This window comes from Acetivibrio cellulolyticus CD2 (genome assembly GCF_000179595.2).
In the GTDB taxonomy this organism is placed as follows: domain Bacteria; phylum Bacillota; class Clostridia; order Acetivibrionales; family Acetivibrionaceae; genus Acetivibrio; species Acetivibrio cellulolyticus.
This window is the reverse complement of record NZ_JH556653.1, coordinates 1237261-1249438: the sequence shown is the minus strand read 5'-3', so window position 1 is coordinate 1249438 and position 12178 is coordinate 1237261. Positions and strand designations below refer to the sequence as shown.

Genomic DNA, 12178 nt, shown 5'->3' with positions numbered 1-12178 from the left:
GAGCGTTTAGCCACCGAGATTTTGTGCATTTGCTTTGTAAATTCATCAAGTACTCAAAGGCTGGATATTCCAGTCTTTTTTTTGACTTCATTTTTTCAGTTATCATAATTCACCTGTTATGTATAAAAAACCAATAAATAATTAATAATAAAACTGTACTATAAATTAACTGTAAAAGGAGGTAAAACACATTGAAGGCTACCGGAATAGTTAGAAGAATAGACGATTTAGGCAGAGTAGTTATTCCAAAAGAGATTAGAAGGACTTTGAGAATAAGAGAAGGAGATCCTCTAGAAATATTTACTGATAGAGAAGGCGAAGTTATATTAAAGAAGTATTCACCTATCGGTGAACTAAGTGATTTTGCTGCTCAGTATGCAGAGTCACTTCACAAGACAAGCGGACATATAACATGTATTTCCGATAGAGATACTATAATTGCTGTTTCAGGTGCATCCAAAAAGGAGTTTCTTGAAAAGTCATTAAGTTCTGATGTGGAAAAAATTATTGAAGAAAAAACTACTTTGGTTGTTAAAGCTCCTGAAGAAAAGACAATTACGATTTTAGCGGATGAAAACGGAGAAAGAAGGTATTCATCGCAGGTAGTTTCTCCAATAATCTCAGAAGGGGATCCTATTGGTGCAGTTATGTTCTTGTCAACAGACCCGAATGTACGGATGGGAGAAGTGGAAGCTAAATTAGCACAGACAGCAGCAGGGTTCCTTGGAAAGCAAATGGAACAGTAAATACAAAAGTTAATGATAAATCTTTTTTTACTTAGAGGTAAAATGACAATAACTTTGTATTGTAAAAATAACAGGTAGCCTTATGGATTACCTGTTATTTTTATTAAAATGATTTGGTCAGAAAATGGTTATATTCAAGCAGGTCTAGATGTTACTCCTCCAAGACTTAATTTGAGGATTTTTTGAAATTAAAGTATGGTCAAATGCCTTTTAGCTTCTAATGTTTTAAACTGCCTTAAATAATCTCAACAGTAGTCCCAACGGATACTATATTATATAGAGTGATGACATCATTGTTATGCATCCGGACACACCCGTGAGAAACAGCCTTTCCTATCGAAGATGGGTCATTTGTACCGTGGATACCATATCCTCCCGACGGTATACTAAGGCCAAGCCACCTTGCCCCAAATGGTCCTCCGGGATTTACGGCCTTATTTATTATACGGTAGGTGCCTTTGGGTGTGGGTGTGGAAGGTTTACCCACAGCAACAGGAAAGGACATAAACCATTTTTCATCTTTATATAGGGTTAGATTTCGAGCGCTTGTATTTATGACAATTTTGTACGCAGCTCTTATCATAAATGGACACACATACATGTACATGGATTAATTCCTCCTTTTTCATGAACCAGAATGTAAAAGTATTAAATTTATTTGAGCGCTATTTCGCATCAAATAAGCAAGGTAAGTATTTATTAATCTTTATAGCTGGATATTTATGTCTACTATATAATATTCAAAATTAAAAAAATGTAGACAAAAATACCAGATTTACTAATGAAGTTTAATAATTAGTGGTATAATTACTTATAAAGAATGCACAAAGTATTATAAACAAAGCATGTGCATCCTTATTAACAGTATAATTAATGGATAATTGGAAATTAGATTTTAAATGAACTGGATACGCAAATACACTATATAAATTATTAAAGCTTTAAGGGAGCGGGTTTTATGCTAAAGGATAAATATACATTTTCTGATTTGGTAGATATTATGAAGCTATTAAGAAGTGAAAACGGATGTCCGTGGGATAGGGAACAGACTCATGAAAGTATAAAAAAGTATCTGATTGAGGAAACCTATGAGGTTCTTGAGGTTATTGACTTGAATGATAAAAAGAGGCTTAATGAAGAACTTGGAGACTTATTGCTGCAAGTTGTTTTTCATGCACAGATAGCTCAAGAAGAGGGGAATTTCACAATTGAGGATGTAATAACGGGCATATGCAGGAAAATGGTTTTAAGGCACACACATGTTTTTGGCGAAGCTAAGGCTGAGACTGCTGATGATGTTCTGGTAAATTGGGAAGAGATAAAAAAGAAGGAGAAGGGTATTGAAAGCCAGACAGGTGTACTTAAGGATGTTCCTTCAAATCTTCCAGCTTTAATGAGAAGTTATAAGGTACAACAAAAGGCATCCCAGGTTGGGTTTGATTGGGATAATGTTGAAGATGTGCTGAAAAAGGTAGACGAAGAAATAGATGAATTGAAGGATGTATATAAAAGTAAAGATGTGGAAAGAATAAATGATGAGCTAGGGGATGTATTATTTTCCATAGTAAATTTGTCCAGATTTTTAAAAGTACAACCGGAACTTGCCTTAACGGGTTCAATAAATAAGTTCATCAAAAGGTTTGAGTATATTGAAACAGAAAGCAAAAAGGAAGGCAAAAGCCTTCAAGATATGTCTTTAGAAGAAATGGACGAGCTATGGAACAAGTCAAAAATACATATTTAAAAAAATTTTTTGATAAATTATTAAAACAGAAGGAGGAGATTTGCGTAGAACGTAGAATATAAAGAACTTGCTTGATAAAGTTATTACAAATTGATAATTTTGCAGCTGAAACATAGAGTTTCAAAAAAATAAAAAATATATAATAATTATTAGGAGGATTGAACAATGAATAAGACAGATTTAGTTGCAAGTATGGCAGAAAAAGGTGATTTGTCAAAAAAGGATGCAGAAAAGGCGCTTAATGCTTTTATAGAAAGTGTAGAAGAGGCTCTTTCACAAGGTGACAAAATCCAATTAGTAGGCTTCGGCTCATTTGAAGTAAGAGAAAGAGCAGCAAGAAAGGGCAGAAACCCACAAACTAAAGAAGAAATCAATATTCCTGCAACAAAAGCTCCAATCTTTAAGGTTGGTAAGGGATTGAAGGATTTAGTCAACAAATAGTTTGCATATATGACAAAGAATAAAAGGCTTCTTTTTAAAAGAAGCCTTTTTATGGTTGTGGTTTTAATAAGTAAGCACTACAGGGGGGAATAAGTTATGAGAATAGACAAGTATCTTAAGGTATCAAGACTTATCAAAAGGCGTACTTTGGCAAACGAGGCCTGCGAACAAGGGCGTGTGAAAATAAATGATAAGGTTGCAAAGCCAGGTTCAGAAATCAAAGTAGGGGATATTATTGAGATTCAGTTTGGAAACAGCAATACCAAAGTGGAAGTCACGTCGATAAGTGAGCATGTTCTCAAAGCCGATTCAAAAGAAATGTTTACAATTCTATAAAATCCAATTTCAAAATCCGAAAATTTAATCTGAAATACTTTATTGAAGAATATTCTAAATGTTGGGATATTCTTTTTTGCGAATAGGTATTTTTGGGTTGGTACATGCATAAATATTATAAGTATACTTAATTCAATTAAGTTAGTGCCAAATAACATTAATGTTATTAAGATGCACGCATATATACAAATGCAGGAGGGATTGAAATGAATGAGGATAAGAAAATATCAAGGCAAACTTCTCAAAATCTTATAATGGAGAATAGGGAGAAGCTTAGCCTATCTGGAGTTCTTAAAGTAAGAAGTTTTGATGATGAAACTGTAGAGATAGAAACAGAGTTAGGTGTACTTATTGTATGTGGTGAAGACTTACATATCAACAAATTGAGTATAGACAATTCAGAACTTAGCATTGAGGGGTATATTGTCAGCTGCGAATACAATGATAGTGAAAGTTCAAGATCTAAAGGTATGGGCTTCTTTTCCAAAATGTTTAGATAGAGGATAAGTGATCAAATTGTTTGTTTCTATTAGTAATCAAGCATATGTTTTTTTGTGTTGTGTGCTGGGGGGAATGATTATAGCCTTTATCTATGATGTTTTCAGGATTAGAAGGAAGGCTATAAAGTCAAGTAATATAATTGTATATTTCGAGGATTTTATATACTGGATTTTAGTGTCCCTGGTACTTTTTGCTGTCGTTTATATAAGTAATGATGGGGAGCTAAGAGGATATTTACTTATAGGAGCTGTTATAGGTATAATTTTGTACTCTCTGCTTCTCAGTAAAATTATAATGACAGTATTTCTGTTTACAATAAGGGTAGTTTATAAGTTCTTTGTAACTGCTTTCAGTATAATATTATTTCCTTTTAAAATTATCTTTAAGATATTGAAAGTACCTGCCAAAATAGTCTATAATAGTTTGGGAAAAGTTTTCGGGAGAGCCCGCAGATTAGGTAAAGATAACATAGGCAAGTTTAAAATTTGGAAAAAAAGGTTTAAGAATATTATAAAAAAGATTTAATATTCTGCTAATAGGCACGTATAAACAGATAAATGTACTTTACAATAGCAAAATAAAAAGAATAATTGAAAAAATATAGGAGGATTTTCCTAAACTCCGTAGAATAAATAATATTATATGCATATTTCAACGGTGCTTGCGCAAAAAAGCAAGTTCCATTGAGATAAATAGACGACATATACTCTAAAAAGGTCTGACCCAAACATACTTTTTAGAAGAATAAATATAAACTGTGCTTTTAGTGTTGAGGGAGAGTAGCTTTATGAACAAAAGAAAAAAGTCTAAATTTGGAACAATAGTTTTTTTTGCTGCCCTTGCATATTTGATTTATCTATTGGTAAATCAACAGGGTGTTCTTTATGCAAAACAGGCTCAAATAGACGGAATTGATTCTAAAATTCAGGCAGAGGAAGAGAATAACGCAAGACTTAAAAAACAGAGTGAAGAGATTAATTCTAATGAAAGTGTTGAAAAGATAGCAAGAGATATGCTTGGTATGGTTAAGCATGGAGAACGGGTTTTTGTTGACAATAACAAATAAGTTTATTATCATAAATGTCTTTTGTTTTTATGCTCAATTTGGGTTGATACTTGACTTAGAACGGCATATGTTATATAATCATATTACTTTATATAATCAGGAGGATTATTAAATTTATGCTCGTTGAAGTAGGTAAAATCGTTGAGGGAAAGGTTTCTGGCATTACCAATTTTGGAGCTTTCGTTCAACTTTCTAATGGCCAGACCGGATTGGTTCACATCTCAGAAGTTGCCGAAGAGTATGTTAAAGACATTAAAGCACATCTTAATGAAAACCAAGTTGTAAAAGTTAAAATCATTTCTGTGGACAAAAATGGAAAGATAAGCTTATCCATTAAGAAGGCTTTAGATCCAAAACCCGTTGTAAAATCTAGTAAACCTGCAGAGATTGACTGGAATAGCGGAAATTCTGGAAATTGTGGAAATTTGTCATTTGAAGATCGCCTTTCTAAATTTATGAAAGACAGCGACGAGAAACTTCATGACTTGAAAAAGAATTTCGAATCTAAAAGAGGTGGAGGCGGATATAAGAGATCTGCTCAATACTAATCTCTGTCGAGCAGTTTATGTTCTCAGATTATTTTAATGGTGTTTCAAATATAATAGTCTTTTAGATTAAGTTGCTATAGTTGTGTAGTAGCTTAGGTTAATGTGTAAATTTTATTTTATATATAGAAAACGGTTTTTGTCACTTGACAGAAATCGTTTTTTCCTTTAACATATCTTTTGGTTTTAAAAATGTGCACTTATTAAGTGGGATTTTCATATAGTATTGTAGCAGCAATAAATTTTCGTAAAATTACCAGCAAATAATTGTTGACATGAGAAACAACATGTATTATAATAAGTAAGTCGCTTGATTGAGTGACATATAGATGCCGAAGTGGCGGAACTGGCAGACGCACAGGACTTAAAATCCTGCGGGACTTACCTCCCGTACCGGTTCGATTCCGGTCTTCGGCACCAATATATCGCGGGGTGGAGCAGTATGGTAGCTCGTCGGGCTCATAACCCGAAGGTCAGTGGTTCAAATCCGCTCCCCGCAACCAAGATTTATCACGCTTATCCGTAAGGATAAGCGTTTTTTAGTTTGTTGTGATTTTAGGACAAAAGGTATGAAATGAAATAATGGTTATATTAAAATAGAATAGAATGTAGAGCAAAAAAGGGAGATGGCCCCCCCGATGCTATGCGTGAAAACAATGAAATTTAAATGTGAATAATAATGTACTTCTTATTTGCTTATAGACCTAGAACTGTTAAAATTGATTTTGTTCTTGAAACCTCCAATAAATGGAGCAATTGGAGTTACTCCTACAATTAATGCAAAGATTAAAGTTAATAATAGTGTTTCCAGGAAAAGCAAAACTAAATATGGGGTTCCTGTTACTACTGCTGTTAAACCAAGTTTTCTAAGCGTATAGCCTGCAACTTTCATAAAGAAGAGATGACTGAAATAGATCAAAAATGATTGGGAAGAAAGCCAGCCAATCAAGGTATGGATTTTAGCTGAATGTATTTTTATATTTGTTAATATGCTGTATATGAAAAAGAATGTTAGTATGCAGTAAAGAAGCACACTAGGTCGTACACTTTCGAAAATATTTGTTAATTTACAGTCCACGAGCAGCAATATCAGGCTTGAAATCCACATTACTCCCAGAAGTACAGTTTTATTACTAATAAAGTCGGTAAATTTTGATATGTTTTTTGCTACGAACATACCGAATATAAAGAAAAATAACCATGTCGGTACAAACTCATAATATGGTAACGGGGACCATGGGAGTTTAATTTTACCCAGCATTGATAAATATATTCCAGTTTGATAAATACTAGTGATTAAAAGTGAAATGCACAATGTAAGGCGTTCCCATTTGTTGATCATATAATTTAGTGCAGGGTAAAGCAAATACAGTTGGACTATTATGGTAATAAAATAAAGATGAGCATGTCCATTGCCATATATCAGGCCTTTTGTAAAAAGTATAAGAAAGCTTTGAATAGTTGCTTGACCTGTTTTTATAGCGTTGAAATTGGATAACAACAAATAAAACAATGTCCAGAAGACGAAAGGAATAAAAACTTTATTTAGACGTTTCTGGTAAAAGTTCATTATTTTCAATTCCTTACCCTTGTGTGAAAGATAAAGAAGTAATCCTGACAACAAAATGAATAGTGGAACGGAATACCTTGAAAATTGGTTTATAAAAAGTGCATACTTGTTCTGGTAAACGTAAACTGAAGTGATATGGATTGCAATAACGGATAAAGCGGCAAAAACTCTTATAAAATCAAACTCTGTATATCTTTTGCTCATAATGACTCCTTTACTTTAGTAGGAATTGACATATGCTGGTTGTTTTACAATATAAATAATATATAGTATATAAAAGAAAAATTCAATAATTTACTCTAATTTCCAAAGGATTTATGGGCTAATTAGGAAACACAAACAGAATATGAATTTTTATTGGATGCCTACAATTTAAGGTTGTTGATTGGTAAATAATATAGTATTATTATTCTATAGATAAAAAATTTCTTATCAAAATAGATAGGAAAATTTTTTGTAATCGATTTACAAACAAATGGGGAGGAGATTAGTAAAAATGAAAAAATTATGTTCAATTTTTATGGTGGCTGTGATGTCACTCACAACCGCTATTGTTCCAGTTTTCAACGCATCAGCTGCAAGCATATCCAGTTCGAGTTATTCTGAAGCATTAAAGGATTCGATTTGGTTTTATGATGCTAACAAGTGCGGAAAAGATGTAGCAGCTGACAATGTATTCAGTTGGAGGGGTGCATGTCATACCACCGATGGAAGTAACGTTGGAGTTGATCTTACAGGGGGCTTTCATGATTGTGGTGACCATATCAAATTCGGTATAACAAACGGGTACGCTGCTTCAATTCTTGGCTGGTCACTGTATGAGTTTAAAGGTGCTTTTGATGCATCGGGAAACACTAATAAGATGTTATCCACACTCAAGTATTTTACAGATTATTTTATGAGATGTCGTGTAAGTGCCACAAAATATTATTACCACGTTGGTGATCCTTCCGATCATGAATATTGGGGTCCACCGGAACAACAAACAGGTTCAAGATCATTAACGCGTTATATGGGTTCGGGACAAGGAGCTGCTGATGTATGCGGGTTATATAGTGGTGCTCTATCACTTATGTACTTAAATTACAAGAGTATTGATTCAACATATGCAGACAAGTGTCTTACATATGCCAAAGAACTGTATGCACTTGGTAAAAATAACCCTGGACTTTGCAGTGCAGATGCGTTTTACACATCAAGTGATTGGAAAGATGATATGGCATGGGCTGCAATGTGGCTGTATGCTATAGAAAAAGACAATTCATACTTAAATGATGTTAATACATGGGTACCTATACCTGCTACAAACTGGACAATTTGCTGGAATGATATGAAGCTTGCTGTAGCAGCAGTAGGAGCTGAAGTAACCGGAGAGTCCAAATATAAGGATGCCCTATCCTCCAGCTTGTCATTTTGGAAGAACAGTGTTACTACATCAGGTGGTGGATTGAAAATACTCGATTCCTGGGGTACGTTAAGATATACTTCGGCTGAGTGTTTGCTTTCGATGGTATACTACAAGTTATACAAGGATGATTCGGCTAAGACCTTTGCTAAGTCACAAATGGATTATATTTTGGGTAACAATCCGGCCAACATGTCTTATATAATCGGATTTGGATCCAATTATCCAAAACACCCACATCACAGAGCAGCTAGCGGATATGTAGGTTGGAATGATTGGAAGAATCCAGCGAAGAATGTTTTAACTGGTGCGCTGGTTGGTGGTCCAGATAGTGGCGATTCATATACTGATTTGACAGACAAATATACGTGTTCTGAAGTTGGAATAGACTATAATGCAGGTTTAGTTGGTGCTTTAGCGGGTATGGTTCAATACTTCGGAGATATTCCACAGAATACTAATACACCAGTTACTCCATCACCTACACCTACATCTACAAATCCATCATTTACATATGGGGATCTAGATAATAATGATAAAGTAAATTCTATCGACTTTGCATTATTAAGGCAAGTTTTACTTGGCATTCCTACTACAAATGTAAATATGTCAGCTGCCGATCTTAATGATGATGGACAGGTAAACTCGATTGACTTTGGAATTTTTAGAGGATATTTGCTTGGGAAATTTAGCCCGTTGCCATATAAAGTCTAGCAAAATTAGCCTCAGGGGAATTTTGACTTGAAATAAATAAAATAATTAATTAGTGTTAAAGCAAGTTTAATAAATGAACCATAGCTAATCTGCCGGGAGCATATCAACTGCCCGGCTTTTTTCTTTGTGCACAAAATTACTGTTTTGTTTTTGAGTTTGTTAGCATTTTATATGTAGATATGAAATAGACACTAGGAGGCATATAAAAGCTCCTGAAGAATATTCTTTAAAACTTCTTTCATTTGGGCTTTATCTGAATCTTTTAGCCAAAGATCATACTTGAAATTGTAACCGCCAGATGGTAGAAATACATGGTATTCAATACAACTTTCTTGCGTATCTGAATAAGCAGGTGAATTTACACGAACAGTATAAATTGTATGCTTACCACTAAAGCTAGACACAAAGGTCTCTTCAGAAAGTATTTCACTGTCATTTGGGAGCCCATATTTTTCTTCTATAGCTCCAACTTCGTTTCCGGCTTCATCAAAAATATTAATTACATATCCCAGATCTACTTTTTTCCAACCTAATGGGAGTTCAAACATCAGGGGAATTGGAAGTGGATATATTAAATCAATAGGTGTGACAACTATCTGATCTCCACCTTCAATGCGTGTTTTAGGTCCGGTGATATAACCTCCATATTGAAAAACAAGAATTGTGCAAAGAAAAACTGCTAATAATACAGAAGCGGGTTTCAACACTGGAGTAAGCTTGTTTATAATCCTAAATGCAATGAAAGTAGTCTTGTTTCTCCTGTACATTTGAGGATCAAGCTTATCAACTACTTTTGTATAAAAGAATTCATCGACTTTAATTTCTTTACTAATATAATTGTTTGTAAGACACATGGCATTATAAAATCTTTTGCAGTCTGTACAGCTCTCCATATGTGATTCTATCTTTTTAGATTCTTCAACAGAAAGCATATTGTCGATATATTTTGAAATATTTTCAGGTATATTTATGCAATCCATATTACTTTCCCCCTGCAAAGCTTTTTATTTTATTCCAGATTGTTGTTCTTGCTCTTTGAACCTTCATTTTTACAGCTTCTGCGGATATTCCCATTATTTCTCCAACTTCCTTATTAGAAAAACCTTGAACATGGCGAAGAATAAGTGCTGTTTTCTGATCGGAATTAAGGGTGTTTATAATCTGAACAATATATTTGTACTCTTCTTTAATTTCATAAGAATCCTCTATGTTTTCGTAGGAACTCAAAAGCGATTCTGGGATAGCTTCTTCAGGAATAAGGTTTTTGTTTTTCTTATTCTTTCTATAGTGAGTTTTGAAAGTGTTTAATGCAATACGGTATATCCATGAGGAAAATGGCTTTTCAATATCAAATTTATAGAGATTGTTAAAGGCTTTTAGAAAAACATCCTGCATTATTTCTTCAGAATCTTCCTTTGATAGAGTCATCTTAAAAAGTAAGCTGTAAATAGGCTGCTGATATTTTTTAATAAGTAATGTGAAGGATTCTGTATTGCCTTTTAATGTGTCCTCAATCAGTATATGATCGCTATTCAATCAGAATAACACCCCCAAAATAGACTTTCTATATAATAATACTACTAAATATGCAAAGGGGTAACGGTATTGAGTAAAAATGATTTCTATAATATCTAGGTGAGGTATTAAAAATTTGGGTGAATTATTTTTTCTTTAGCAACATTCCTTTTAGCTACAGTAATCTCTTTTCCATATATAATGGCTACCAATGCAGTCTTCTATGAAGAATTAAAGCAATATTGTATTGATAATAAGATTATTGAAGAAAACGATATCGTATCAAAGAAAAGTTGGGATCTATAATTAAAAGGGGATTATAAGAATATCTACAATAAAAAATCAATGTGTTCTTTTGCAATTATGAGGGGCTGGGAATGAATTTATAGTTACCACTTCTGTAATAATTAATAATAACTGACCCATAAAGATTTTACAACTTTTGGGTCAGTCTGTTTTATGTAATGTGCTTTTTGAGTTAATTTTTAACTACATTCTCCCATTCATCCACCTTGAAACCAACAAGCACAAAGTTTTCGTCAACCAGAATAGGTCGCTTGACTAACATCCCATCAGTGGCAAGGAGGGTCAGTTGTTCCTCATCGGTCATTGCAGGCAACTTGTCCTTTATGCCGGATGCTTTATATTGAATACCACTTGTATTCCAAAAACGTTTCAGAGGAAGTTTGCTTTGACTGTACCACAATTTCAGTTCTTCGGCAGTTGGATTATCAGTCTTAATATTTCGCAAGTGGTAACTAATGCCATTAGAATCCAGCCACTTTTGTGCTTTTTGGCAAGTAGTACATTTTGGGTAACATATCAATAACATAGTTTCACCTCCTTAATGCTACTAATTTAATTGACATATTAATTATCCTGTTGTTATTTTACAATATAAAATAATAATAATCTATATTATATATAATAATGGGTGCATAAATTAATCCTTACAGTCGGGTAGGTTAGAGACTTTACAGCCTCCTTCCCCCCTAAGAACCGTGCGTGAAAGTTTCCCCTCACACGGCTCAAGCACTTGTAAACTTACTCAACTCTATGAGTAAGCCAGCTCAATCGGGTTTTGTATATAACCATGTAGGCTATTATGACATTTTGAATGCACTATGTATTTCTTGTTTGCTTGCTCGTCCTTATGCATTCTCCACGTCCCTTTTTCAACTACTCTTTCGCCACATATTGGGCATAATCCTTTTTGTCTGTTCCACATTCTTCTTAAGGCATTTCTTCCGCTCATACTTTCAAAGAGTTTGTAACCTTCCCTTTCTTCAAAATATGATTTCCATTCTGTATCATAAGGGTTTGCTTCTTTTCTTATCTTTACATGCCTTAATATTTTAGTATCAGAAGCTCTTTTTAACTTTACCAATCCTTTGTCGGTCTTTGCTGCAAATACCCAGTTTCTTGTCTCTATACTATGGAAGTATCTATTCTTTATCCACTTCTTGCCCCTTCTTGGATGTCTCCTGGCACACCACTGCCATAATTTAAGGAATATCTGATTATCAACATGACCAAATGCCTTCTTTGATACTTTAATGTCTGTGATGATTTGCCCATCCTTGTATTTTAGGGTT

The 12178-nt window shown here is 33.8% G+C and carries 15 protein-coding genes and 2 tRNA genes; 11 read left to right on the top strand and 6 right to left on the bottom strand.

The window, feature by feature from the left end; translation table 11 throughout:
• The first annotated feature begins 191 nt into the window (after positions 1 to 191).
• A complete protein-coding gene (gene spoVT, locus ACECE_RS0207600; RefSeq protein ID WP_010246295.1) occupies positions 192 to 746 on the top strand; it encodes a stage V sporulation protein T in 555 nt (184 codons plus the stop codon).
• Positions 747 to 981: 235 nt separating this feature from the next.
• Here the strand turns inward: spoVT and ACECE_RS0207595 are convergent, their stop codons facing one another.
• The gene (locus ACECE_RS0207595) at positions 982 to 1353 is read right to left on the bottom strand and encodes a L,D-transpeptidase (RefSeq protein WP_010246293.1); all 372 of its coding nucleotides are present in this window, start codon (positions 1351 to 1353) and stop codon (positions 982 to 984) included.
• 351 nt (positions 1354 to 1704) lie between these two features.
• On the opposite strand from ACECE_RS0207595, the gene mazG reads away from it, so the two are divergent.
• From mazG to ACECE_RS0207550, 9 genes are all read left to right on the top strand, one after another.
• Positions 1705 to 2490, top strand: a complete 786-nt coding sequence (mazG, locus tag ACECE_RS0207590; protein WP_010246292.1) for a nucleoside triphosphate pyrophosphohydrolase — start codon at positions 1705 to 1707, stop codon at positions 2488 to 2490.
• Between the two features lie 165 nt (positions 2491 to 2655).
• Complete coding sequence (locus tag ACECE_RS0207585; protein ID WP_010246291.1) at positions 2656 to 2931, top strand: HU family DNA-binding protein; 276 nt, start codon at positions 2656 to 2658, stop codon at positions 2929 to 2931.
• Positions 2932 to 3027: 96 nt separating this feature from the next.
• Entirely contained in the window at positions 3028 to 3267 is a 240-nt protein-coding gene (locus ACECE_RS0207580) for an RNA-binding S4 domain-containing protein (RefSeq protein ID WP_010246289.1), read from the top strand.
• Positions 3268 to 3473: 206 nt separating this feature from the next.
• Positions 3474 to 3767 carry a sporulation protein YabP gene (gene yabP / locus ACECE_RS0207575; protein ID WP_010246288.1) on the top strand — a complete coding sequence of 98 codons (294 nt, stop codon included), beginning with the start codon at positions 3474 to 3476 and terminating at the stop codon, positions 3765 to 3767.
• A gap of 73 nt (positions 3768 to 3840) precedes the next feature.
• On the top strand, positions 3841 to 4293 hold the full coding sequence (gene yabQ, locus ACECE_RS0207570; protein ID WP_010246287.1) for a spore cortex biosynthesis protein YabQ: 453 nt from the start codon (positions 3841 to 3843) through the stop codon (positions 4291 to 4293).
• A gap of 262 nt (positions 4294 to 4555) precedes the next feature.
• The gene (locus tag ACECE_RS0207565) at positions 4556 to 4834 is read left to right on the top strand and encodes an FtsB family cell division protein (RefSeq protein WP_010246286.1); all 279 of its coding nucleotides are present in this window, start codon (positions 4556 to 4558) and stop codon (positions 4832 to 4834) included.
• A 116-nt stretch (positions 4835 to 4950) separates the two neighbouring features.
• The gene (locus ACECE_RS0207560) at positions 4951 to 5382 is read left to right on the top strand and encodes a S1 domain-containing RNA-binding protein (RefSeq protein ID WP_010246285.1); all 432 of its coding nucleotides are present in this window, start codon (positions 4951 to 4953) and stop codon (positions 5380 to 5382) included.
• A 328-nt stretch (positions 5383 to 5710) separates the two neighbouring features.
• A tRNA-Leu gene (locus ACECE_RS0207555) sits at positions 5711 to 5799 on the top strand.
• A 6-nt stretch (positions 5800 to 5805) separates the two neighbouring features.
• Positions 5806 to 5882, top strand: a tRNA-Met gene (locus ACECE_RS0207550).
• A 185-nt stretch (positions 5883 to 6067) separates the two neighbouring features.
• Here the strand turns inward: ACECE_RS0207550 and ACECE_RS0207545 are convergent.
• Positions 6068 to 7153, bottom strand: coding sequence for an acyltransferase (locus ACECE_RS0207545; RefSeq protein WP_010246283.1), 1086 nt, complete (start codon positions 7151 to 7153; stop codon positions 6068 to 6070).
• 292 nt (positions 7154 to 7445) lie between these two features.
• Here ACECE_RS0207545 and ACECE_RS0207540 point away from each other — a divergent pair, with 292 nt between their 5' ends.
• Positions 7446 to 9068: a glycoside hydrolase family 9 protein gene (locus tag ACECE_RS0207540; RefSeq protein ID WP_010246281.1), complete on the top strand. Its 1623-nt coding sequence runs from the start codon at positions 7446 to 7448 to the stop codon at positions 9066 to 9068.
• Positions 9069 to 9259: 191 nt separating this feature from the next.
• On the opposite strand, the gene ACECE_RS0207535 is transcribed toward ACECE_RS0207540, so the two are convergent.
• The 4 genes from ACECE_RS0207535 to ACECE_RS30050 form a co-directional block, all read right to left on the bottom strand.
• Positions 9260 to 10048, bottom strand: a complete 789-nt coding sequence (locus ACECE_RS0207535; RefSeq protein WP_010246279.1) for an anti-sigma factor family protein — start codon at positions 10046 to 10048, stop codon at positions 9260 to 9262.
• 1 nt (position 10049) lies between these two features.
• On the bottom strand, positions 10050 to 10604 hold the full coding sequence (locus ACECE_RS0207530) for an RNA polymerase sigma factor (RefSeq protein ID WP_010246277.1): 555 nt from the start codon (positions 10602 to 10604) through the stop codon (positions 10050 to 10052).
• Between the two features lie 457 nt (positions 10605 to 11061).
• Complete coding sequence (locus tag ACECE_RS0207525; protein ID WP_010246275.1) at positions 11062 to 11415, bottom strand: arsenate reductase family protein; 354 nt, start codon at positions 11413 to 11415, stop codon at positions 11062 to 11064.
• Between the two features lie 222 nt (positions 11416 to 11637).
• On the bottom strand, positions 11638 to 12178 hold a 541-nt coding region (locus ACECE_RS30050; RefSeq protein WP_010246273.1), incomplete at its 5' end, for a group II intron maturase-specific domain-containing protein.